This is a genomic window from Halomonas sp. SCS19 (assembly GCF_040147015.1).
Taxonomy (GTDB): domain Bacteria; phylum Pseudomonadota; class Gammaproteobacteria; order Pseudomonadales; family Halomonadaceae; genus Halomonas; species Halomonas litopenaei.
This window is the reverse complement of sequence record NZ_JAMSHN010000001.1, coordinates 351181-375099: the sequence shown is the minus strand read 5'-3', so window position 1 is coordinate 375099 and position 23919 is coordinate 351181. Positions and strand designations below refer to the sequence as shown.

Below are 23919 nucleotides of genomic sequence, written 5' to 3'. Positions count from 1 at the left end.
TCCCCCGTTGCCGCATGGCTAGCGTGAATCGCTGGCTCGGGGGTAGTCGTGGCGCCTCTTCGCAAGCAGATGCACAGGCAGTTGAGCCGCAGAATGGTCAGCTGTCTTGCTGCTCGTCGAGCAGGTGGCTCAGGGCGTCCTTGCGGTTTTCGTAGATGTGCGGTGCATCGGCACGGCGCTCCAGCGCGTCGCCGAGCTTGAGGCGCAGGAAGGCACTGGTGGTGTAGCGAGTGACGCGCTCGTAGAAGCGCTCGGACAATCCGCAGATCATTTCGGTGTAGCGCTCGACAAGGTGCGGCGCGATGGTGAAGTTGTCGTAGTTGACGATGGCATAGACAGGACGGCCCAGGGGCTCAAGCAGGCGTTCGACCTCCCTCTCGATGGTGGCGATGGTGTCATCGTCGTTGACCGCCAGTCCCTCGAAATTGATGAAGAACTGGTAAGTGTCGAGATCGACGCTCAAGCGCTCGGCGATCGGGCGCTCCAGCAGGGTCTCGAGCAGGTCCATGGAGGCGCTGTCGAACAGGCGGGGATCCATGGTGGCAAGGGGCGCGTCGATGTGGGGCCGAAAGTCCATCAGCGCCAGGATGTCGCGCTCCAGTTCCACCCCCGGGGCGATCTCGATCAGCGTCAGCCCTTGCGCGCGCAGTTCGAACACGCAGCGCTCGGTGACGTAGAGCACCGGCTGGCCGCGCTTCGCCGCCAGGGGACCGCTGAAGGTGCGGTGCTCGACGCGCTCGACAAACTTGCGCTGGCTGCCGTCGGCGTCGATCTTTAGTCTTCCCGACTCGATGGACAGTTGGGCACCGGCGGTGAAGGTGCCGACGAACACTAGCCGTTTGGCGTTCTGGCTGATGTTGATAAAGCCGCCAGCGCCGGCAAGCCTGGGGCCGAAACGGCTGACGTTGACGCTGCCCTCCTGGTCGACCTGGGCGAGACCGAGAAAGGCGATGTCCAGGCCGCCGCCATCGTAGAAGTCGAACTGGCTGGGCTGGTCGATGATCGCCTGGGTATTGATGGCGGCGCCGAAGTCGAGCCCGCCCGCCGGCAGACCGCCGATGACGCCGGGCTCGGCGGTCAGCGTCAGGTACTCCAGCAGCCCTTCCTCATTGGCCACGTTGGCGATGCCCTCGGGCATGCCGATGCCCAGATTGACGATGCTGTTGGGCCGAAGCTCGAAGGCGGCGCGGCGAGCGATGACCTTGCGCTCGGTCAGCGAGAGGCTGGCGATGTCATTCATCGGCGCCTTCAGTTCGCCGGCGAAGGCACGACTGAACTGGGTGGCGAAGGTCTGCCAGTGATGCTCGGGCTGTGCCAGCACCACGGCGTCGACCAGCACGCCGGGGATCTTCACGTCCTTGGCCTTGAGGGTGCCTCGTTCGGCCAGACTCTCGACCTGGACGATGACGATGCCTCCGGAGTTGTGCACCGCCATGGCAATGGCCTGCATCTCCAGAAACAGCGCCTCACGCTCCATCGTCACATTGCCGTCGGCGTCGGCGGTGGTCCCGCGCAGTAGCGCGACCTGAATCGGCTGAGCCTGGTAGAACAGGTACTCCTCGCCATCGATGGGCATCAGCCGCACGCGATCTTCGGTGGTGCGCTCGTTGATCTTGCCGCCCCCCTGGCATGGGTCGACAAAGGTATCGAGCCCCACCTTGGTCAGGGTGCCCGGCTTGCCGGCGGCGGTGTCGCGAAATAGATGGGAGATCACGCCCTGTGGCAGGTTGTAGGCCTCGATCTGGTTGTCGATGGCCAGCTTCTGCAAGCGCGGTACCAGCCCCCAGTGGCCTCCGATGACGCGCTTGAGCAGTCCCGGGTGACCGAAGTGATCGACGCCACGGCCCTTGCCGTCGCCCTGGCCGGCGGCGTAGATCAGCGTCAGGTCACGAGGATGGCCGGACTCCACGAAGCGTTGCTCCAGCGCTACCGCCAGTGCCTCGGGAAAGGCCACCCCGACGAAGCCGCCGGTGGCAAGGCTGTCGCCGTCACGGATCAGCTGTACCGACTCCTCGGCACTGACCACCTTGTTGCGTTGGCGACTGACGCTGGGAGGAGTGCGATGGGGCATGGGTGTTCCTTTTCAAGCCATGGGGATAGGGGGCACGTCGGCACGCAGCGCCTATGGACCAGTGTGAGCGACATGAAGGCGGCGAGAGGTCGAGATGCTTGACGGTGCAAAGTAGAGAGTCGTTGCTTGGCCCTTGAAGTCAGTCGCTGACTGTCCCACTCTGTACAAAAGTGGTACACAACCTTCACGTCACGTGCAGAAAAGGGCTTCTGCCGCAGACGCCTGTTGCGTACCGCCGGCCCCCAGGGATGCCCGTGGTGGCGGGGGCCATGACGTTCGCCATGTCGATGAGCCGAAGGAGTGGATCCATGTCTACACAGCAACCCCCTCAGCAACAGCATCGTCAGCCCGGCAGCGAGTCGGCCATGCAGCCCGAGCCGGAGGTGATCCGTGACAGCTACCGTGGCAGCGGCAAGCTGGACGGCAAGGTGGCGCTGATCAGCGGCGGCGACAGCGGTATCGGTCGCTCCGTGGCGGTGCACTATGCCCGTGAGGGCGCGCACTGCGCCATCGTGCATCTGGAAGAAGATCAGGATGCCGAGACCACCCGCCAGATGGTCGAGAAGGAAGGCGGTGAGTGCCTGGTGCTCAAGGGGGACGTCGGTGATGCCGACTTCTGTCGTCAGGCCGTGGCCAGCACCATCGAGCGCTTTGGACGGCTCAATATCCTGGTCAACAACGCCGCCGAACAGTATGACTGGTCCGATATTACCGAGGTGGATGATGCGCAGCTGGAGCGGACCTTCCGCACCAATGTCTACAGCCACTTCTATCTGTCCAAGGCGGCGGTGCCCCACCTCGACGCCGGCGATACCATCATCGCTACCTCCTCGATCAATGCCTTCAAGGGCAATGACACCCTGCTCGACTACACCGCGACCAAGGGGGCGGTGCAGGCACTGGTACGTTCGCTGGCGGCGACCCTGATGGATCGCGAGATTCGCGTCAACGCAGTGGCCCCGGGGCCGGTATGGACGCCGTTGATCCCGGCGAGCTTCGACGAACAAAAGGTCGCCGAGTTCGGTGGTCAGGTGCCGATGAATCGGGCAGGCCAACCCAGCGAGATGGGGCCCGCCTATGTCTATCTGGCCAGCGAGGAGTCGTCTTACATGAGTGGTCAGACGCTGCACCTCAATGGCGGCGTGGTGCTCAATACCTGAGATGCCGCGGGAGGCTGCGCGACTCGCCTCTCCAGCGGCAGCGATGAAAGGCGGGATCGAAATGACAGGCGAGCCGGCACGGGCCGGCTCGCCTGTTGACCGTCTGGGCGACGTTACTGGTTGAGTTCCTGCTCGGTGAACAGGTCGGCGAACAGCGCCGAGCTCAAATAGCGCTCAGCGCTGTCTGGCAGTACCACCACGATATTCTTGCCGGCGAACTCGGGTAGCTTGCTGACACGCACCGCAGCCTCGACCGCTGCCCCGCAGGAAATGCCGCAGAGGATGCCTTCCTCACGCATCAGTCGATGGGCCATGGCCATGGCGTCCTCGTTGGTGACCGTCTCGACGCGATCGACCAGATCCATGTCCAGATTGTCCGGCACGAAGCCGGCACCGATGCCTTGGATCTTGTGGGGAGCGGGCTTGAGTTCCTTGCCTTCCCTGGCCTGGGTCAGGATGGGGGAGTCGGTGGGCTCCACCGCCACGGTGGTGATCGCCTTGCCCTGGGTCTTCTTGATGTAGCGCGAGACCCCGGTCAGGGTGCCCCCGGTGCCGACGCCGGCTACGAAGACATCGACCTCGCCGTCGGTATCGTTCCAGATCTCGGGGCCGGTGGTGGTCTCGTGGATGCGCGGGTTGGCCGGGTTGGAGAACTGCTGGGGCAGGAAGTAGGTCGACGGATCGGACTTGGCCATCTCTTCGGCCTTGGCGATGGCGCCGGGCATGCCCTTGGCCGGTTCGGTCAGCACCAGTTCGGCGCCCAGGGCCTTCAGTACCTTGCGCCGCTCCAGGCTCATGGAGGCCGGCATGGTCAGGGTCAGCGGGTAGCCCTTGGCGGCGGCGACGAAGGCCAGGGCGATACCGGTATTGCCGCTGGTGGGCTCGATGATGGTCATGCCCGGCTTGAGCACGCCGCGTTCCTCGGCATCCCAGATCATCGCCGCACCGATCCGGCACTTGACGCTGTATGCCGGATTGCGCCCCTCGATCTTGGCCCAGATCGTGGCGCCTTCATTGACCCGGTTCAGCCGCACCAGCGGGGTGTTGCCGATTGCCTGGGCATTGTCGTCGTGGATGCGAGCCATGTCTGACCTCCGTTGCAGGGCCCCGGGTAGCCAGTACAGGCAAGTCGACCAGGGGCAAATGATGGATGCGAAAGAAATCTATCGAGCGTCCACTATGCCTCAGGTTGGCGCCCGCCACGAGAGAGCGAGGGCTCGCTTACCGCCAGGGGAATTAAAGCGGCTGGCGAAACAGCACGCGCCCGCATCAAGCGGGCGCGTGATCGGCATGGTGAACGCCGCCGCCGTTCAGGACCCTAGGTCGGGTCTCCCGGCGAGCAGCGCTGACAAGGGCGGAACCTCCTACTGCTGGTCCCACGCAACGAAGGCGTCGACCACCTCCTGGGGGCGCTCCAGCGGATAGAAGTGGCTGGCGTCCAGGTACTCCCAGGTGGCGTGGGGCATGATGCGGGCCAGCGCCACGCCGGAGACGTAGGGCGGCTGGAAGGGGTCATGCACGCCCCACAGCAGCATCGCAGGCTTGTTCCACATCACCATCTGAGGTGAGGCCTCAAGGGTGAGGCGGTTATCCATGGCCTTGAGGTACTCGATGAAATGGTTGCGGGTCGACTCGTTCTCGGCATAGTTGCCGTAGAGGTCCTCGAGGATCTCGTCGGTCAGGGTCTCCTCCGGCTGCATGAGACCTGCCGAGGCGAAGTTCTTGACGATCTCGCGGACGTTGTCGGCACTGAAGATCTGGCTGGCCTCGGCGGACTTGGCCTTGGCGATGGCGGCGTTGGCCTCAGGGACCGGCCACATGTCGAGCACGGCGGAGTTGCCGATCACGATCTTGCGGACCTGGTTCTGCTCCTTGAGCTCGGGATCGGTCACCATGATCTGGGCGATGCCGCCTCCCAGGTCGTGGCCGAACAGGATGTAGGGGCCGGGCATCACCTGATTGGCGAAGTCGGTCATGATTTCGGCCTGGCCCTTGAGCGAGTGGTCGGCATCCATGGGGCCGTCGGTGTAGCTGAGCCCGAGTTGGCCGGGCGCGAAGACGTGATAGCCCTGTTCCGCCAGCAGCGGGCCCACCCGGGAGAACAGCACGCTGTTGAGCGGAATGCCATGGATCAGCATGACCGCCGGGTCACCAGGCTCGCCCCATTCGCGATAGGCGACGCGAAAGTCTCCTACATCAGCAAACTGGCGGCCGGGCATCTCGTCGGCAAAGGCCGCAAGTGGTGTGACGGCAAGCGGTGTGATGGCAAGGGCGAGCGACAGGGCAAGGGCGTTGATCGTGCGGATGGGCATGGCGGCTCCTGGGACGGTTATCGATAGCGCTGGCGCCGATGAGCACGGTCGTGATGGCGGTGGCGCAGGCACGAGTGTCAACGGCGGTGCTGACATGGGAGACGGTGGCCGGCCGAGGGCCGAGGCCAGTCGCTTCAAAGGCACTTCATACTCTAGATCAGCGTTACCCGATAAGAAGCCCCCCTGGATTGTCCAAGCATGTTTGAGCATAACGTGATGAAAGCTCGAGTCTGTGCCTTCTCTCCGAGGCCTGTGCCTCTTCACCATGGTCGGGGCTAAAAGAGCACAAGATCGAGCACCTACCTCGAAAGGTGAGTGCCATCTTCGAATTCAAACGCGCTAGCGTGGTAACCGAATCCATGAAATAGGGAGCTTGGCCGTTGAACCATCAAGGGACTGAAAGGTGCGTGCTGGTGACAGGGGCGTCGTCAGGGATCGGCGAGGCGATCGTCACCGCGCTGCTCGAGCAGGGGTTTATCGTCTACGCAGGCGCTCGGCGGGTCGAGCGCATGAGCCACCTGGCTGACAAGGGCGCCCGGGTGCTGTCGCTGGATATCACCGACGCCGACAGCATTGCCGCGGTGCTGACACGTATCGAGCGCGACGGCGTCGAGCTCGATGGGTTGGTCAACAACGCAGGCTACGGCAGCTATGGCGTGCTGGAGGAAGTCCCGATCGAGGAGGCCAGGCGTCAGTTCGAGGTCAACGTGTTCGGGCTGATGGCGTTGACTCGGGAGGTCTTGCCCGGCATGCGACGTCGACGGCGCGGTCGCATCGTCAATATTGGCTCCATGGCCGGCCGTATCTGGTTTCCGGTGGGTGGCTGGTACCACGCCACCAAGTACGCGTTGGAAGCGCTGAGTGATGCCCTGAGGGTCGAGACGCGCCCCTTTGGCCTGTCCGTCAGCCTGATCCAGCCCGGGGTGATTCGCAGCGAATGGGCGGCGATTGCCCGCAAGCCCTTGTGCGAGGACCCTCCCGAGGCGCCCTATGCGCGGATCAAGCGCGGCATGGCCGCCATCCTTGCCGATCACTCCCGGGCCGGCACCCCCGAGATGATCGCCGAGGCGGTGGTCCATGCCCTGACCGCCAGTCGCCCACGTCGACGCTACGCGCGGCCTCGGGACGCCAGGATATTGATCTTCCTGCACTGGCTTTTACCCACCTGGGCGTGGGAGAGAGGCGTCAGGTGGTTGCTGGCACGCTATGCCCGCAAAGCGAGTGACGACAACGGCGGCGGTGCTAGTGTCGACGGAGGCGAGGCCGGCCCTGACAGCGGCCCGGAAAACAGCAACGAAAGCGGTAATAAAAGCGACGGCGAAAAGCGGGGTGAGGCGGAAAGCTGAGCCGACGCCGGTCAGAACAACGTGGAAAGCATCAAGGGAAGCATCGAGGGAAGCTACAAGGGAAACCACGAAGGAAACGACAAGGGCCCGCCATGCTCAGGCGGGCCCTTGTGATTGCCATGCCGGTTACAGGCGGCTGGCGGGGCGCAGGTCGTAGTCGAAGTACTGCTCCATCAGGCGCTGGAAGGTGCCGTCGGCGTAGACCTCGTTTAGAGCCTGGTTGAAGGTCTCGGCCAGGGCTTCGTCGCGGGGGCGCACGGCGATGGCGTTGCCGCGCCCGAAGATCGACTCCGGCGAATTGATACGCTCGCCGACCTGGGTGAAGTCGCCATCCTCGGCCTTGATATCCAGCGCCTCGATGGCCACCGGGTAGTTGATGAAGGCCAGGTCCAGGCGACCGCTTTCCATGTCGAGGGCGACCTCGTCGGCGGTGGCGTAGCGACGGATATCGAGGGTGTCGCGATAGCGCCCGGTGATGTAGGTGTCCTGGGTGGTACCGCGCTGGACGCCGACGGTCATGCCCTCGAGGCTTGCCAGGTCTTCTGGGTCGACGGCCTCGCCGCGACGGGCCACCCAGACCTTGGGCGACATGGCGTAGGGCTCGCTGAAGCGAACCTGGCGTTCACGCGCTTCGGTGATGCGCATCGACGACAGGATGGCGTCGTACTTGCGTGCCAGCAGGCCGGGGATGATGCCGTCCCAGCCCTGGACGATCCACTCGCAGTCCAGTTCGGCGCGTTTGCACAACTCGTTGCCCAGATCGATCTCGAAGCCCGCGAGTTCGCCGTTGGCATCGCGGTATTCGAACGGTGGATAAGGCACATCGACGGCGATACGCACCTGGCGAGCCTCGTCGGCGAAGGCGGCGGGCATCGTCAGCATCGTCGCGCAGGCGATGGCCAGGGGGGACAGCAGACGCTGGGAGAAAGAGCGCATGGGGAACCTTGTCGTCAGGGAAGAAGGGGGAGGGGTTATCGTTATGGTGACCGTCGACGGGGCCAGCAGGGCCCCGTCGAGGGGCTGTCGGGTGAGTTGCACCCAGGCCGTCAGGCCGCCTGCAGGCGCTTGGTGCGACGGTGGTGGCGTACCGCCAGCACGACCGACAGTGCCGCCAGCAACAGCAGGCCCAGCGAGATAGGACGGGTGAAGAACAGCGTCCAGTTCTCGTCGGACATCAGTGCGCGGCGCAGGTTGGTCTCGGCGATGGGGCCGAGAATCACGCCCAGTACCAGCGGTGCCAGCGGGTAGTCCAGCTTGCTGAGCACATAGCCGAAGACGCCGACACCGAGCAGCAGGTAGACGTCGGTGACCCGGTTGTTCAGCGCGAAGGCACCGATCACGCAGCACACCAGGACCACCGGCACGATGATCGACTTGGGCACCTCGGTGACGCGCAGAAACCAGCGCATGCTGAACAGACACACCACCAGCACCATCAGCGCGGCCACCAGCATCGCCATGAACATGCCGTAGACCAGATCACCGTGATCCATGATCAGGCGCGGACCGACGCCGATGCCATGGACCATCAGCGAGGCCATCAACACCGCGTCCACCGCGCTGCCGGGGATACCGAGGGCGATCATCGGAATCAGGCCGCCACCGGAGGTGGCCGAGTTGCCGGACTCCGAGGCGATCACCCCTTCCGGCGTCCCGGTGCCGAATGCCTCCGGGGTCTTCGAGGCGCGCTTGGCCTGGTCATAGGCCAGCAGGTTGGCGATGCTGCCGCCGGCGCCGGGCACCGCACCGATGAACACCCCGACCAGGGAAGAGCGCACCAGGTTGACCGGATAGCTGAGCGTTTCCTTCAGCGCCGCCATGGGGTTGAAGTTGACGTCGTCGGGCATCAGCGCCTTGCCGTGCTTGACACCCTCGGCGTCTTCCACCTCGGACAGCAGCTGGCTGACGGCGAAGATACCGATCAGCACCACCAGGAAGGGGAAGCCGTTGGCGAGCAGGTCCGAGTCGAAGGTGAAACGTGCCACTCCCATCATCGGGTCGGAGCCGACGGTGGCAATGAACAGTCCCAGCAGGCCGGTCATCAGGCCCTTGAGCATGGACTTGCCGACCAGGCTTGCGACCACCGTCATGGCGAAGATGATCAGCGAGAAGTACTCCCAGGCGCCCAGCTTGACGGCGATCAGCGCCAGCGGTGGGGCGGCGATGATCAACACCACCACGCTGACCAGCGCGCCGAAGAAGGAGGCCCAGATACCCAGCGCCAGGGCGCGGCCAGGCTCGCCCTTGCGCGCCATCGGGAAGGCGTCGAAGGTGGTCGCCACCGACGACGGCGTGCCGGGGATGCCGAGCAGCGCGGCGGAGATCAGGCCGCCGGTATAACCGCCGACGTAGACCGCCAGCATGGTGGCCACGCCCTGCAGCGGGTCCATGGTGAAGGTCAGCGGCAGGGTCAGCACGATGGCCATGGTGATGGTGAAGCCAGGAATCGCCGAGGCGATGACGCCGGCGATGACACCCAGCAGCATGGCGATCATGGTCGAGAGCGTAAACAGTTGGTCCATGCCGGACAGCAGCGCATCCATCATGAGCAATTTCCTCGAGGAGTCGTTGCCGCCTCAGCCGAACAGGCCGCGGGGCAGGCTGATGACGAAGACGTCGCGGAACAGGGTGTCGACCCCAAGCGAGAACACCAGGGCGACCACCACAGCGATGGCCAGGGCCTTGAGCGAGCGCGCGCCCAGAAGCCATTGACCCGCCAGCAGGAAGGCCAGCGAGGCCAGGCTGAAACCCAGCCAGGGCAGGGCGATGATGTACACCGCAAACAGCGCCAGCACAGCGAAGGCCAGCCGGTGACGCCAGATCCAGGCGCCGACCTGGCCGCGCTCACCGGCGCTCTGGCGCAGGAAGGCACGCGCCTCCTTGAAGGCGATGGCCAGGTTCAATGCCACCAGCGCCGCCAGTACCAGCCGCGGGAAGCTGCCCGAACCCAGTGGTTCCCACATCGACGATGGCAGCGCCTGGGCCCTGACAAAGAGCGCGGTGAACAGCGCCGCCAGGGCGATGTTCAACAGCACATGGGCCAGGGGACCACCCCGGCCCGGGGCGTGCCGCTCCCCGGAAGGGGAGCGGTCGGTGGTGCTCTGGCTCATCGTGCAAGCTTCCCTGACAGACGCTCGATGGTGGCGTTGCTGGTCTCGAGGTACTCGGCGAACGCCTCGGGGCCTTCGAACACCACACTGGCGCCGGCGTTGTGTACCGACTGGGCGAAGGCCTCGTCCTGGCTCATGGCCTCGAAGGCCTCGGCCAGGGTGTCGATGCGTTCTTCCGGGGTGCCCTTGGGTGCCAGAATGCCGCGAATGATGTTCAGCTTGAGCTCAGGATGGCCGAGCTCGGTGAAGGTCGGTACGTCCGGCGCTTCGGGCTGGCGCTCCTCGCTGCCCACCGCCAGGAATCGCAGGTCACCGTTCTTGACGAACTCGCCGCTTGAGGAGATGTCGCCGATGGCGGCGTCGATGTGGCCGCCGACCAGGGCGCGGATGCGCGAGCCGGTGCCCTCGAAGCCGACGTAGCGGAATTGCAGGTCTTCGGCTTCTTCCATCATGGCGGCGTGGATATGCGGCACGCCGCCCAGGGTCACGCCGAAGCGGACCTCACCCGGATTGGCCTTGGCGTACTCGACGAACTCCTCGAAGGTGGTGTAGGGCGCGCCGGCAGGAACCGTCAGGTACTGGGGCGACTGGGTGACGCCGGCCACCGGTTCGAAGTCATCGTAGTTGAGCGGAGTCAGGCCGGTGTGATGGGCCACCATCAGGCCTTCGTGGACCTGACCGATGGTGTAGCCGTCGGCGTCACGCCGGGACAGTTCCTTGAGGCCCGTGGTGCCGCTGACCCCGGGCATGTTGATCACCGGGATCGGCTGACCAAGCTGGGATTCGGCGTGGTTGGCGACCAGGCGCATCAGGGTGTCGCTGCCGCCGCCCGGCGACCAGGGCACGATGAATTCCACCGGCTTGTCAGGGTAGGCATCCTGGGCCACGGCCACACTGGCGGCGGCCAGGGCGGAGGCAGAGGCCACCAGGGCCAGCGCGGTCCGGGTGCAAGAGCGGCGGGAAAGAACGGTCTTTGACGGGGTACGGTGCAGGGTCATGGGATTGTCCTGTGCGTTGAGGGCTTTTGTCAGTGATTGTTGGATTGGGTGGTCGGGTTGATTGTTATGGGTGGATCGAAGGTCACGCGTGGTTGTTGTGGATGGATCGGTGGTGTCGTGTCGTCTCTCAGCCCAGCAGCAGGGCGCCGTAGCCGAGCCCGAAGCACACCACCAGGGCCGGGTGTACGCGGGTCTTGAGCAGCAGCAGTGCCGCCACAGCGGCGATGATCAGGGTGTGCACCAGGCCCGAGGTCGCCATGCCCTCCTTGAGGAAGCTGACGGTCAGGTAGGCCATCAGCACCATGACGACAGGACGGACCCACTGGCTCATGGACTTGACCTTGATCGAGTCGCGGTAGCGATAGAGGGTGCCCAGGGCCGCCAGCATCAACAGCAGCGAGGGACCGACGGTGGCCAGCACTGCCACCATGGCACCGCCGGCGCCGGCCACTTCGTAGCCGATATAGCCGGCCATCTTGGTGGCGATGGGGCTCGGCAGGGCATTGCCCAGCGCCAGCGTCTCGGCGAAGCCCTGATGGGTCATCCAGCCGTAGGTGCCGACCACCTCGTTCTCGATCAGCGGAATGATCGCGGGCCCACCGCCGTAGCCGACGATATTGGGGATGAAAAAGGCCAGAAACAGCTGCCAGTAGATCATCAGGAGCGACCTCCTTCAGGGGCGTTGCGGGGCTTCTCGGGCCTGAGCAGAGCGGCGATCAGAATGGCGCCGATGATCAGCCCAGGGTGTACGCCAAGACCATAGATCAGGCCACCGGCGGCCACTCCCATGATCAGGGTGGCGACCACGCCGAGCCCGGCCCGGGACTTCTGGAAGAAGTCGAAGGTCAGCTGGGCCATCATCACCATCACCACCGGCACCACGCCCAGCCCCATGCCCTGCACCCAGCGTTGGTCGCCGTAGCGGCTGTAGAGGCCGAGCAGCGCGATCATGGCGAAGATCACCGGCACGATCACCGCCACCACTGCATTGATGGCGCCGAACACCCCGCCGACCCGATAGCCGATGTAGCCGGCCATCTTGGTGGCGATGGGCCCCGGCAGGGTATTGCCGATGGCCAGTACATCGGCGAAGGCGTCGTCGTCCATCCAGGCGTGGCGCTTGACCACCTCCTGGTGGACCAGCGGAATCATCGACGGACCGCCGCCGAAGCCGAAGATGCCGATGCGAAAGAAGGCCGCAAATAGCGAAGCTTGTACGCTCATGGGTCAGAGCACCGCGATGGTGGCGTCGGTGCGGGGCTCGGTGCCGCCGCAGTAGATGCCGGTATCGGGGTCACGCAGGATCACCTGGCCACGGCCGTAGCTGCGGTTGTCGGTATCCACCTGCATGCGATGACCACGTGCCGCCATGGCACGTACCAGCGGTGCCGGATAGCCGTGCTCGATACCGATGGTACGACCGCCCATCCATTGCCAGCGCGGTGCGTCCAGCGCCGACTGGGGGTTGAGGCCGAAGTCGACCAGGTTCATCACCACCTGGACGTGGCCCTGGGGCTGCATGAAGCCGCCCATCACGCCAAAGGGCCCCAACGCCTTGCCGTTTCGGGTCAAGAAGCCCGGGATGATGGTGTGGAAGGTCTTCTTGCCGGGCTTGAGCACATTGTCGTGGCTCTCGTCGAGGCTGAAGTCGTGGCCGCGGTTCTGCAAGGCGATGCCGGTTCCCGGCACCACGATGCCGGAACCGAAGCCGTGATAGTTGCTCTGGATGAAGGACACCATGTTGCCGTCCGCGTCGGCGGTGGCCAGATAGACGGTGCCACCGGCCCTGGGCTTGCCCGGCTGCGGGTCGATGGCCGCGTCCTGGATCAGCTCGCGACGGGCCTCGGTGTAGGCGTCGGACAACAGCTCCTCGACCGTGTAGGTCATGGCCTCTGGCTCGCTGATATGGGTCTTGCCGTCGGTGTAGGCGAGCTTCATCGCCTCGAGCTGACGATGCAGCAGTTCCGGGTCGTCGCGGTGGGACGCCGGATAGCCATCGAGCAGGCGCAGCGCCATCAGCGCCACCAGGCCCTGGCCATTGGGCGGGATTTCCCAGACGTCGACGTCGCGGTAGCGGGCCGAGATCGGGGTGACCCACTCGGGCTGGTAGGCCGCCAGGTCGTCCTTGCGCAGATAGCCGCCGGTGCGACGCGAGAAGGCGTCGATGGCCTCGGCCAGCTCGCCCCGGTAGAAGCTCTCCGCCTGACTCTCGGCGATGGCCTCCAGGGTCCTGGCCTGGTCTTCGTTGCGAAACCACTCACCGGCGTCGGGAGCGCGGCCATCGAAGGTAAAGGTGTCGAACCAGGGCTGGGTGGCTTCGCCTTCGAGATGCTTGTGGAAGGTCGCGGTGTCGCGCTGCCACAGGCTGGCGATGACCGGTGACACCGGAAAACCGTCGCGGGCCAGGCGAATGGCGGGTTCGAGCAGGGTCTTGAAGTCCAGCTTGCCGAAGCGGCGCGACAGTTCGGCCCAGGCGGATGGCGTACCGGGCACCGTCACCGGGGTCCAGCCGTAGAGCGGGACCTTGTCGTGGCCGGCCTCGACCAGCGCTTCCCGGTTCAGCGCCTGGGGCGCCACGCCGCTGGCGTTGAGCCCGTGCAGCACGCCGTTGCCCTGATCGTCGTTGGCGATCCACACCAGCGCGAAGGCATCGCCGCCGATGCCGCAGCCGGTGGGCTCGACCACCGTCAGCGCGGCGGCGGTGGCGATGGCGGCGTCCACCGCGTTGCCGCCGCGGGCGAGCATATCGCGGCCGATCTGCGCGGCCTGGGGCTGGGACGCCGCCACCATGCCATCGCGAGAATAGGTCGGGCTGCGCCGGGACGGGTAGGGCGTGGCATCGGGGTAGGGAGTGGACAGGGAGCTGGGGTTCGCGCGCTGGGAAGACATGGCGTCTCTCTTCAAGGTGGCTGACTCGAGGTCGCTGATCCAAGCTGGATCGGGTCAATCGTTATTGGTGTTAAAAATCGATTTTATGACCCGACTATGCCGCGCCCTCGAAAGGCCGTCAATCCCCTGAAGAGCGATCCAACGGTTCGGGGCCCGGCAAGGCGGGCCCCGAGTATGATGGCGGGTGTGATGTTCATCGTGGCCGCGATCCAGCGGTGACGCAGGCCCTGGCGGAATATCAGGCCCCGGAGGCGGAGCCGGCCGGCTGGCGCTCGTCGCTGCCATGACCCAGGGTCAGGCCGGTGAGCACATAGAGCAACGAGAAGGCGATGGCGCCGTAGCAGAGGATGGCGTAGATGAAGAAGTCGGCGGTGGCGACCCCCAGGGTGGCGGCGGTGAAGGCGCCGGTGACGCCCCAGGGCACCAGCGGCGACAGGGTTGTGCCGGTGTCCTCGAGGATACGTGACAGGTTCCTGGTCGGGCTGCCACTGCTGGCGACCAGCGGGCGCAGCAGCGGGCCAAGCAGCGAGAAGGTCACGTAGTAGCTGCCGGTCAGCAGAAAGGCGAGGCTATGCAGCGCCATGGAGCCACCAAGCACCTGGCGGCGCCCTGCGTGGCGTCGGGCCAGGGAGGCGATGGCGGCGTCCAGGGTGCCGGCACTCTTGAACGGGGCCCCCAATACGGCGGCGGCAATCAGCACCGCCACGGTGGACATCATGCCCTGCAGGCCACCCCGGGACAGCATCTTGTCGACCATGGCGACCCCGGTATCGGCGACGAAGCCTGCGTTCATGGCGGAACCGATCTCGGAAAGGCTCGCGCCCTGGAGCACCACCGCGATCAGCGCCGCGCTGACGATGCCGAGCATGAAGGCGGGCAGCACCGGCTTCTTGGCCAGGATGCAGCCGAACACCACCAGGGGCGGCAACAGGGTCAGCAGATTGTCGCTGAAAGTGGCGGCCAGGGTGTCGATGATCGCCTGGGTCTGGGTCGACATGCCGTCACCGGCGAGCGTCGCCCCGGAGGTGGCGACGTCACTGCCGAGCCAGGCGTAGACCGCCAGGGCGATCAGGTAGGCCGGCAGGGTCGAATACAGCATATGACGGATGTGGGTGATGATATTGACCTCGCATACCGCCGAGGCCATCACCGTGGTATCCGACAGCGGCGACAGCTTGTCGCCGAAGAAGGTGCCGGTGACGATGGCACCGGCGGCGTAGGCCGGGGGGATGCCGAGTCCCAGCGCGACCCCCATCAGCGCCACGCCGATGGTGCTGAGGGTGCCCCAGGAGGTCCCGGCCATGACCGACATCAGCGAGCATGACAGGCAGGCCACGACCAGAAAGAGCCCCGGCGTCAGCGACTCGAGGCCCAGGGTGACCATGGCAGGAATGGTGCCGGAGAGCATCCATACCCCCACCATCATGCCGACACTCATCAGGATCAGGATGGGTACCAGCATGGCCTGGATGCCCTTGAGCAGATCACTTTCCAGACGGGACCAGGCGATACCCCAGGCAAGGCATAGCGTCATGGCGATGGCGCCGGCGACGATCAGCGCCACCGCGGTGGGAATGCCAAGGCCCATGATGCCGACCAGCAGACTGCCGATGGCGGCGATGAGCAGAATCAGATGGCGAGGGCCAGACAGCGAGACAGCGGGCGCTGTCGAAGGGGAAGCGTCTTGGGACATGGGCGTGTTCCGAAGCTGTTGTTGTGGTGAAGGGGACAGGCTCCGCCCTGTTGGGTCAGGGCTTTCTGTGTCAGGGCTTTCTGTGTCAGGGCTTTCTGTGTCAGGGCATTCTGTGCCAGGGCCTGTTTTGTCAGAGATATCGACCCTTGTGGAAGAAATATCTCGATCGTTGTAAGAAATATCGTCTACTGTTGTTAATATCGATTTTTTCTAAAAACTATGGCCCAGCGCTTGGCGAACGTCAATTGCCGACGTACTCTGCAAGCCTGTTATTTGCGAGTGTTGTCATGATCAATTCCCAACCAGCCGAGGTGGCGGCGAGCGGCGAGACGGCGGCGAGCCAGGTATTCAGTGCGCTGAAGCAGGACCTGATCCGTGGGCGTTTTGCGGCGGGGGAGAAGCTCGCCATCAGCGCGCTGAAAGAGCGCTACGAGGTGGGGCTGAGCCCGCTGCGGGAGGCGCTCAACCGGTTGGCCGCCTACGGCCTGCTGGAGCAGCACAATCAGCGCGGCTTCCGGGTGCCGCCGCTGTCGGCGGAAGAACTCGAGGATATCTCTCGGCTACGTATGCAGCTGGAGTGCATGGCGCTGACCCAGGCCTTCCAGGAGGGTGACGCCGAGTGGGAGTCGCAGTTGCTGGCCGCCAGCCATCGTCTGTCGCGGGCCAACAAGGCCCAGGGCGAGATCGAACAGTGGGAGCAGGCCCACCAGCGTTTTCACCGCACCCTGTTGGCGCCCTGTGGTTCGCACTGGCTGTTGCGCTTCATCGAGCAGTTGCACGATCAGTTCGATCGCTATCGTCGTCTGGCCCCGGGCAACCCGGAGATTCGTGACCGCCTCGATGCCCAGCACGGCGAGCTGGTCGAGCTGGCGCTGGACCGGCGTATCCACGATGCCCGCTACCTTCTCGAAGATCATATCCGTCAGTCCTGGGAGGTCGCCAAGGGCGCCTGCGAGCAAGGCTGAAGGCTCGTCCTGTCGGCTGCTGGAAGATGCGCTGGAGGACGCGCTGGAAGAGGCGAATGGCGCGTCAGTTCCCGGAGGTCGCCAGGGGCGCCTGCAAGGGGCGCCTTCAAGGGATGCCTGCGACGGATGTCAGCGCCTAGCGATTGGAAGGATGCAGCTCGAGGTAGCGATTCTTGGAGGGCAGCAGGTGCTGACGGCATAGCTCGCGCAGCGCGTGGCGGTCCTGCTGTCGGATCGCCTCGATCATCGCCTGATGCTCATGGCGCGCCCGGGACAGGCTGTGGCTGTCGGCGATGGCGATAAAACGAATGCCGTGGGCCTTCTGGGCGAACTCGTTGATGGTTTCGTAGAGGTAGGGATTGCCGGTCGCCGCGAACAGGGTGCGGTGAAAGGCGATATTGAGGTGGAATACCCGTCGCAGATCATGGGCGTCCACGGCAGCGCTGTAGCGCTGATGGATGTCCTCGAGCTCGCTCAGCCACTGCTCCGGCGCCGGTAGTGGCAGGGCGTCGACACCGGCAAGTTCGAGGATCTCGCGCATGGCGTAGAGCTGCTCGACCTCTTCGGGCGTGTAGGCCTTGACGAAGGCGCCGCGGTTCCTGATGCGTTCGACCAGGCCGATGCTCTCGAGCTGGAACAGCGCCTGACGCACCACGTGGCGCTTGCAGTCGAAGCGCTCGATCAGGTCCTCCTCGACCAGCCGCTCCCTGGGGTGCAGACGCCCCAGCACTATGTCCTCCTCGACACTGCCGACGATGTCCTCCGCCACGCTGGTGGCGCTGGGACGACGGGTGCTGTTGGAAGGGTCCTGCACGCTGACCTGGCTCATCTCGCATCCTCTGCGATCACGATGGTGAAGCGGCGACGAGACGGTCCCGTCGCCGACTCAAGTCTATCAATAGCGCTCACCGCCTTCATCGGCTCGAATGACTTTCCTCACTCCTGGGTCGGCACGCGACAGTGGGACTCGGGGCGGCACACCTTGAAGTCACAGCCCTGGTCGGCCTGCAGGATCTGCTCCATGAACAGCCGACGATAGCCCAGCATCGGTGGCTGCTCACGCGGCGGGGCCGTGGTCTGCTGGCGGCGGCTCTCCAGGGTCTGCTCGTCCACCTCCAGCGAAATACGGTTGGCAGAGACGTCGAGTTCGATGATGTCGCCGTCGCGCACTAGCCCCAGCGTCCCTCCTTCGGCGGCCTCCGGCGATACGTGCAGCACAATGGTGCCGGCGGCGGTGCCGCTCATGCGTCCGTCCGAGATGCGCACCATGTCCTTGACGCCCTGGGTGGCGAGCTTCTTCGGGATCGGAATGTATCCGGCCTCGGGCATGCCCGGAGCACCCTTGGGGCCGATGTTGGCCAGCACCAGGACGTCGTCGGCGTTGACGTCCAGGTCCGGATCGTCGATGCGCGTCGCCAGATCCTCCAGCGAATGAAAGACCACCGCCCGTCCGCGATGCTGCATCAGCTCCGCAGACGCCGCCGACTGCTTGATGATGGCGCCGGCCGGGGCCAGGTTGCCGCGCAGCACGGCGATACCGCCTTGTGCGTAGACAGGGCGGGAGCGTGGGCGCACCACCGGCTGCTCGACCAGATGCACCGCCGCGTCGATGTTCTCGCCCAGGGTGCGACCATTGATCGTCATGGTGTCCAGGTGCAGCAGGGGCTTCAGCTCTCGCAGCAGCGTCGGCAGGCCGCCGGCGCGATGCAGATCCTCCATATAGCCCTCGCCGGAGGGCTTGAGGTCGACCAGCACCGGCGTCTCGCGGCTCATGCGATCGAAGGCGTCCAGGTCGATGTCGATGCCCAGCCGACCGGCGATGGCGGTCAGGTGGATCAGACCGTTGGTCGACCCTCCCAGTGACAGCAGCACCCGCAGGGCATTTTCAAAGGCCTTGGGGGTCAGGATCTGGGAGGGAGTGACCCCATCACGGGCCAGCCGTACCGCCTCGGTCCCGGACTGCTCGGCGATGCGCTGGCGGTCGGCGTAGACCGCCGGCGCGGTGGCGCTGTTGGGCAGCATGATGCCCAGGGTCTCGGCCAGGCAGGCCATGGTGCTGGCGGTGCCCATCACCGAACAGGTACCCACGGTAGGCACCAGCTTGTCGTTGACCTCGCTGATCTCGGCGTCGTCGATGTCCTGGCCGCGGTAGGCCGCCCAGTAGCGACGGCAGTCGGTACAGGCGCCGACCCGGGTGCCGCGATGGGAGCCCGACAGCATGGGCCCGGTGACCAGCTGGACGGTGGGTATATCGGCGCTGGCCGCCGCCATCAGCTGGGCCGGCACCGTCTTGTCACAGCCGCCGATCACCACCACCGCATCCATCGGCTGGGCACGGATCATCTCCTCGGTGTCCAGCGCCATCAGGTTTCTCAGGTACATGCTGGTGGGGTGGGCGAAGGACTCATGCAGGGTGATGGTGGGGAACTCCACCGGCAGCCCGCCGGCCAGCATCACCCCTCGCTTCACGCTCTCGACCAGCCCCGGCACGTTGCCGTGACAGGCGTTGTAGCCGCTGTAGGTGTTGGCGATGCCGATCACCGGCCGCGACAGCGCATCGTCGGTATAGCCCATGCCCTTGATGAACGCCTTGCGCAGAAACAGCGAAAAGTCGGCGTCACCGTAGTTGGTCAGGCGGTTGGACATGCCCCGGGTGGCGTTGTTGTGGTTGTTGTCTGAGTCCTGGCTCATCGATCGGTCCTCGTATCTTTATCGCTGGCGCCGAACAGCCCCTTCGCAGGAGGGCGTTGCGTCGTGGTTCGCTAGCTAGGTTAGGACGAGAAAAGATGGTTAACAAGATTATTGACAATTTTATTGGCGACCGTCTACGTTGAATCTGGCAGTCACGACGTGCCCGGCGCCTTCGCCCCGACTCAGCGCCCCAAGACAGCGCCCCAGCGTCCTGAGACAGGGCCCAGCGCTCGAAGACAGCGCCTGAGCAGGTGCGCGATGACCGCGCCCGTCGCACGTACCAGTGCAAGACAACGATAAAGACAACGACAACCGCACAAGAGGTGCAGCCATGAAACATCGTGGAGCTTACGCCGCCATCCTTCTGTCGACCCTGCTTCTGCCCGGCGCCGCCATGGCGGAGTACTCCGCCGGCGACGAGATCAAGGTGCTGCAGGGATTCAAGGCCGGCGGGGGCAGTGACGCCCTGGCCCAGCTGACCCAGCCGTTCCTGCGCGAGTCGCTGGGAGTGGACTTCGTCAACGAGTACCTGCCGGGGGCTACCGGCGCCATCGCCTGGACCCGTCTGGCCAAGCAGACCGAGGCCGACGGCACCACCATCAGCATCACCAATACGCCGATGCTGATGACCAACTACATCATGAACGACACCATCACCTACTCGGTGGACGAGCTGACCCCGATCGCCAATGTGGTGACCGACCCGGGCATCATCGTGGTCCCGGCGGAGAGCCCCTACGAGACGGTGGAGGAGTTCCTGGCCGCCGCCGAAGAGAACCCGGGCACCATCACCGTGGGCAACTCCGGCGTGGGCGGTGATGACTTCTTCTCCACCATCCTGATCGAGCAGGCCTCCGGGATCAGCTTCCAGAAGGTGCCGTTCCAGGGTGACGGACCTTCGGCCACCGCCGCCATGGGCGGGCAGATCGACGCCAGCTTCAACAACCTGGGCAACGTCTACGGGCACATTCAGTCCGGTAGCCTGAGGCCGCTGGCGGTGTTTGCCCGCGAGCGCCTGTCGATGCTGCCCGACGTGCCGACCCTGAGCGAGAAGGGCATCGAGGTGGTGGCCGGCTCCTCACGTGGCTACAGCGCACCGGCCGGCATCCCCGATGAGGCGCGCCAGCAGCTGATCGACGCCTTCGAGGCACTCAAGACCAACGAGGAGTTCAAGAAGGTCGCCGAGGAGCGGGCCATGAACCTCGATATCCAGACCGGCGACGACTATCGCCAGATGATCGAGGACATGGAAGGCCAGTTCGAGGAGATCTGGGCCAGCGTGAAGGACGAGATCAACGGTTGATCGGTGCGCTTGCCGACGGGCCAGGCCCGTCGGCAAGCGACCGAGGGAGTCATACTGATGAAACTCAGTCGCCTGCTGTTTGGTCTTTTCGCCCTGGGGGTGGCCACGCTGTTCGGGGTCACCTCGCTGGGCTATCCCGACGCCGCGGCGCGGATGCCGCTGATCTACGCGGTGGTGGTGGGGCTATTTGCCATCGCCATGATCGTGCAGGAGTTGACCGCGCATTCCCGCGCGCGGGCCCAGGCCTCATCGAGCGCCGCGCCCACCCTCGAGGGCAGTCAGCTGGCCGAGGGCGAACTCACCGAAGGCGATAGCGCGCCCGCGCCGCCCGCCAGGCCGCTCAAGGCGATGGCGGTGTTCGTGTTCGCCGCCGTCTACATCTACAGCATCTCCTGGCTCGGTTATGTGGTCGCCACGGCGGCCTTCATGGGCCTGTCGCTGTGGCTGGTGCGCCATGTGTCGCTGCGCTTCAGTCTGATCGGCATCGCCGGTCTGATCACCGTGGTCTGCCTGGTGTTCATCGGCTTTCTGGGCCTGCCCGTGCCGCTGTTGCCACCGCTGTTTTAAGTCCTGTCGTGCGCTTCGCCACACCGATCGGCTTCGCTGAGGTCGTCATTGCACCCGCGCGAACCTGGAGCCTGACCCTATGAACGACTCGCTTGTGATGGTGGGGCTGAGCAACGTGCTCACCTTCACCAATATTGCGCTGATCCTCGGCGGCACCCTGCTGGGGCTGTTCGTCGGCGCCATGCCGGGGCTGTCCGCCACCATGGCGCTGGCGTTGCTGTTGCCGCTGACCTTTACCATGGACCCGGCGACGGGGCTCAGCATGCTGGCCTCGCTGTACGTCGGCGCCTCCTACGGCGGCTCCATCGCCGCCATCCTGCTGCGGACCCCAGGCACGCCCTCGGCGGCGGCCACGGTGCTCGACGGCTTTCCGCTGTCCCAGCAGGGGCAGGCGGGCAAGGCGCTGGGGGTGTCGCTGTTCGCCTCCTTCTTTGGCGGCCTGATGAGCGGTATCGCCCTGCTGACCGCCGCACCGTTGCTGGGGGTGCTGGTGTTGAAGTTCGGCCCGGTGGAGCTGTTCGCCATCGCCGTGCTGGGCATCACCATCATCGGCTCGCTGTCCCAGGGCTCCATCGTCAGCGGATTGCTGTCCGGCATCATGGGGCTGCTGCTCAGCACCGTGGGCATGGACCTGATCACCGGCACACCGCGCATGACCTTCGGCAACATCAACCTGTTTTCCGGCATCGAATTCACGGTGGCGCTGATCGGGCTGTTCTCGATTCCCCAGGCGTTGATCCTGATCGAAAACGCCCACGACAGCGACAAGGTGGCCAGCAAGATCACCGATCGGCTGGTGCCGCGGCTGAAAGAGCTGCGCACGCTGATGCCCAACATCCTGCGCTCCGGCGGCATCGGTATCGTTACCGGCCTGATCCCCGGCACCGGCGGCGACACCGCAAGCTGGTTTGCCTACAACGAGGCCAAACGCTTTGCCAAGGACAAGAGCCGCTTCGGCAAGGGCGACATCGCCGGCGTCGCCGCCCCCGAGGCCGCCAACAACGCGGTGGTCGGCGGCGCGCTGATTCCGACCATCGCCCTCGGTATCCCCGGCAGTTCGTCCACCGCCATCCTGCTGGGGGCGCTGATGGTCCAGGGCATCCTGCCAGGCCCCAACCTGCTCACCGACTATGGAGATGTCACCTACACCCTGATCTGGGCGGTGATCTTCGCCAATGTCGGCCTGCTGGCGGTGGGGCTGATGTTCACCCGGCTGTGCGTCGGGGTGACCAAGGTGCCGGACAGCTTCGTCGCCTGCGCCATCATCACCCTGTGCGTGATCGGCGCCTTCGCCATCAACAACAGTCTGTTCGAGGTGGGGCTGATGCTCGGCTTCGGCCTGTTCGGCTACTGGATGAACAAGGCCGGCATCTCACCGGCGCCGATGGTCATCGGTCTAATCCTGGGGCCGGTGATGGAAACCAGCTTCCAGCAGTCGATGCTGATCGGCCAGAACAGCCCGATGATCTTCGTCGAAAGCCCCATCGCCATGGTGCTGCTCGGCATCGCGGTGCTGTCGATCCTCCAGGCCACGCCGGTCTTCCGCTGGCTGAGAAGCTCGTTGCGGCGCGGGGCACGCACCGGCTGAATAGCGGTGACAGCGCTTCATCAACGCCAGCAACCACGCTAGCGACAACCACAACAATGTCTTGAAAGGAGCCCACCATGACGCGTATCAGCGACGTCCGTGCCCGCACCATCAGTGTTCCGCTGGACCATCCCACCAGCTTCTCCAATCGTCAGGTGTTCAAGCGCGACTACGCCCTGGTGGAGGTCGAAGGCGACGACGGCGTGGTCGGGATCGGCTTCTGCTACGGCGGCAACAATGCCGGTCTGCTGGTATCACAAACGGTTCGCGAACTGCTGAGGCCTGTACTGCTGGGGGCCGACGCCCACGCCACCGAAGGCCTGTGGCAGGCCATGTATCAGGAGTCTCTGCTGCATGGTCGCTGCGGCTCGGTGATGCGGGCCATCAGCATTCTCGACACCGCCCTGTGGGATCGCAACGCCCGGGCGGCGGGGCTGCCGCTGTACAAGTACCTGGGGGCGAGTGACAGCGACAGCGTCCCGGCCTACGCCAGCGGCGGCTACTACCTCGACGGCAAGACGCCGGAGATGCTGGGCGAGGAAATGGCCGGCTACGTGGCGCAGGGCTTCAAGGCGGTGAAGCTGAAGGTGGGACGCGAGGACCTGGCCGGGGAGGAGGCGCGACTGGCGGCGGTGCGCGAAGCCGTCGGCCCCCATGTGGCGGTGATGATGGATGCCAACAACGCCTGGCGCGACCTGCCTTCGGCGCTCGCGTTCATGCGCATGGCCGAAGCGTACTCGCCGTTCTGGATCGAGGAGCCGTTCAGCCCCGACGACATCGACAACCACCGCCGTCTGGCCGAGCGCACCCCGGTGCCGGTCGCCACCGGCGAGATCGAGGCCGGACGCTGGCGCTTCAAGGAGCTGCTGGACAAGGAGGCGGCGATGATCCTGCAGACCGACGCCGCCGTGTGCGGCGGCATCACCGAGTTTCGCCGTATCACCGCCACGGCGGCGAGCTACGGGGTCGAGGTCTATCCCCACTGGTTCCATGACCTGCACGTGCACCTGGTGGCCTCGGCGCCCAACGCGCGCATGGTGGAGTTCTTCGCCGATGACCAGGTCCTCAACTTCCGCCGGCTGATCGACACCCAGCTTCAGTTCTCCGACGGCAACCTGCTGCTGCCAAGCGCCCCGGGCCTTGGCTTCAACTTCGACAGCGAGGCGCTGGAGCGCTACGCCAGCGAGCCCTGGTCGTGACCCGTCGTCATCGGACGCTGGTCGGGC

Annotated in this window: 20 protein-coding genes; 7 read left to right on the top strand and 13 right to left on the bottom strand. The window is 65.3% G+C overall.

The window, feature by feature from the left end; translation table 11 throughout:
• Window positions 1-97 precede the first annotated feature (97 nt).
• Window positions 98-2071 (bottom strand): acyl CoA:acetate/3-ketoacid CoA transferase, encoded by a 1974-nt coding sequence (locus NFH97_RS01615; RefSeq protein WP_349624276.1) that lies wholly within the window; start codon window positions 2069-2071, stop codon window positions 98-100.
• A 308-nt stretch (window positions 2072-2379) separates the two neighbouring features.
• Here NFH97_RS01615 and NFH97_RS01610 point away from each other — a divergent pair, with 308 nt between their 5' ends.
• Window positions 2380-3231, top strand: coding sequence for an SDR family oxidoreductase (locus NFH97_RS01610; RefSeq protein ID WP_045993342.1), 852 nt, complete (start codon window positions 2380-2382; stop codon window positions 3229-3231).
• 113 nt (window positions 3232-3344) lie between these two features.
• Here the strand turns inward: NFH97_RS01610 and cysK are convergent, their stop codons facing one another.
• Entirely contained in the window at window positions 3345-4316 is a 972-nt protein-coding gene (cysK, locus tag NFH97_RS01605; protein WP_045993341.1) for a cysteine synthase A, read from the bottom strand.
• Between the two features lie 279 nt (window positions 4317-4595).
• Entirely contained in the window at window positions 4596-5543 is a 948-nt protein-coding gene (locus tag NFH97_RS01600) for an alpha/beta fold hydrolase (protein ID WP_222516904.1), read from the bottom strand.
• A gap of 407 nt (window positions 5544-5950) precedes the next feature.
• Between NFH97_RS01600 and NFH97_RS01595 the strand changes: the two genes are divergently transcribed.
• Window positions 5951-6889, top strand: a complete 939-nt coding sequence (locus NFH97_RS01595) for an oxidoreductase (RefSeq protein WP_349624275.1) — start codon at window positions 5951-5953, stop codon at window positions 6887-6889.
• 126 nt (window positions 6890-7015) lie between these two features.
• On the opposite strand, the gene NFH97_RS01590 is transcribed toward NFH97_RS01595, so the two are convergent.
• From NFH97_RS01590 to NFH97_RS01555, 8 genes are all read right to left on the bottom strand, one after another.
• Window positions 7016-7825: a transporter substrate-binding domain-containing protein gene (locus tag NFH97_RS01590; protein ID WP_124804274.1), complete on the bottom strand. Its 810-nt coding sequence runs from the start codon at window positions 7823-7825 to the stop codon at window positions 7016-7018.
• A gap of 110 nt (window positions 7826-7935) precedes the next feature.
• The gene (locus NFH97_RS01585; protein WP_348827847.1) at window positions 7936-9435 is read right to left on the bottom strand and encodes a tripartite tricarboxylate transporter permease; all 1500 of its coding nucleotides are present in this window, start codon (window positions 9433-9435) and stop codon (window positions 7936-7938) included.
• 30 nt (window positions 9436-9465) lie between these two features.
• The gene (locus NFH97_RS01580) at window positions 9466-9999 is read right to left on the bottom strand and encodes a tripartite tricarboxylate transporter TctB family protein (protein ID WP_052704387.1); all 534 of its coding nucleotides are present in this window, start codon (window positions 9997-9999) and stop codon (window positions 9466-9468) included.
• Window positions 9996-10997 (bottom strand): Bug family tripartite tricarboxylate transporter substrate binding protein, encoded by a 1002-nt coding sequence (locus tag NFH97_RS01575; protein ID WP_348827848.1) that lies wholly within the window; start codon window positions 10995-10997, stop codon window positions 9996-9998. Before NFH97_RS01575 ends, NFH97_RS01580 begins: the two co-directional genes overlap by 4 nt.
• 127 nt (window positions 10998-11124) lie before the next feature.
• Window positions 11125-11655 (bottom strand): chromate transporter, encoded by a 531-nt coding sequence (locus tag NFH97_RS01570; RefSeq protein WP_045993337.1) that lies wholly within the window; start codon window positions 11653-11655, stop codon window positions 11125-11127.
• Window positions 11655-12221 carry a chromate transporter gene (locus NFH97_RS01565; protein ID WP_222516907.1) on the bottom strand — a complete coding sequence of 189 codons (567 nt, stop codon included), beginning with the start codon at window positions 12219-12221 and terminating at the stop codon, window positions 11655-11657. Before NFH97_RS01565 ends, NFH97_RS01570 begins: the two co-directional genes overlap by 1 nt.
• A 3-nt stretch (window positions 12222-12224) precedes the next feature.
• Window positions 12225-13886 (bottom strand): gamma-glutamyltransferase family protein, encoded by a 1662-nt coding sequence (locus tag NFH97_RS01560; RefSeq protein WP_349624274.1) that lies wholly within the window; start codon window positions 13884-13886, stop codon window positions 12225-12227.
• A gap of 238 nt (window positions 13887-14124) precedes the next feature.
• Entirely contained in the window at window positions 14125-15579 is a 1455-nt protein-coding gene (locus tag NFH97_RS01555) for a Na+/H+ antiporter NhaC family protein (protein WP_349624273.1), read from the bottom strand.
• Between the two features lie 287 nt (window positions 15580-15866).
• Between NFH97_RS01555 and NFH97_RS01550 the strand changes: the two genes are divergently transcribed.
• Window positions 15867-16544 carry a GntR family transcriptional regulator gene (locus NFH97_RS01550; RefSeq protein WP_045993333.1) on the top strand — a complete coding sequence of 226 codons (678 nt, stop codon included), beginning with the start codon at window positions 15867-15869 and terminating at the stop codon, window positions 16542-16544.
• A gap of 136 nt (window positions 16545-16680) precedes the next feature.
• On the opposite strand, the gene NFH97_RS01545 is transcribed toward NFH97_RS01550, so the two are convergent.
• Window positions 16681-17373 carry a GntR family transcriptional regulator gene (locus NFH97_RS01545; protein WP_124804286.1) on the bottom strand — a complete coding sequence of 231 codons (693 nt, stop codon included), beginning with the start codon at window positions 17371-17373 and terminating at the stop codon, window positions 16681-16683.
• Between the two features lie 107 nt (window positions 17374-17480).
• A complete protein-coding gene (locus NFH97_RS01540) occupies window positions 17481-19235 on the bottom strand; it encodes an IlvD/Edd family dehydratase (RefSeq protein WP_045993332.1) in 1755 nt (584 codons plus the stop codon).
• 331 nt (window positions 19236-19566) lie between these two features.
• Between NFH97_RS01540 and NFH97_RS01535 the strand changes: the two genes are divergently transcribed.
• The 4 genes from NFH97_RS01535 to NFH97_RS01520 all read left to right on the top strand — a co-directional run bounded on the left by NFH97_RS01535 (window position 19567) and on the right by NFH97_RS01520 (window position 23892).
• A complete protein-coding gene (locus tag NFH97_RS01535) occupies window positions 19567-20538 on the top strand; it encodes a tripartite tricarboxylate transporter substrate binding protein (RefSeq protein WP_045993331.1) in 972 nt (323 codons plus the stop codon).
• A gap of 57 nt (window positions 20539-20595) precedes the next feature.
• On the top strand, window positions 20596-21105 hold the full coding sequence (locus NFH97_RS01530) for a tripartite tricarboxylate transporter TctB family protein (RefSeq protein ID WP_045993330.1): 510 nt from the start codon (window positions 20596-20598) through the stop codon (window positions 21103-21105).
• Window positions 21106-21184: 79 nt separating this feature from the next.
• The gene (locus NFH97_RS01525; RefSeq protein ID WP_045993329.1) at window positions 21185-22693 is read left to right on the top strand and encodes a tripartite tricarboxylate transporter permease; all 1509 of its coding nucleotides are present in this window, start codon (window positions 21185-21187) and stop codon (window positions 22691-22693) included.
• A gap of 77 nt (window positions 22694-22770) precedes the next feature.
• Window positions 22771-23892 carry a mandelate racemase/muconate lactonizing enzyme family protein gene (locus NFH97_RS01520; RefSeq protein ID WP_349624272.1) on the top strand — a complete coding sequence of 374 codons (1122 nt, stop codon included), beginning with the start codon at window positions 22771-22773 and terminating at the stop codon, window positions 23890-23892.
• Window positions 23893-23919 lie beyond the last annotated feature (27 nt).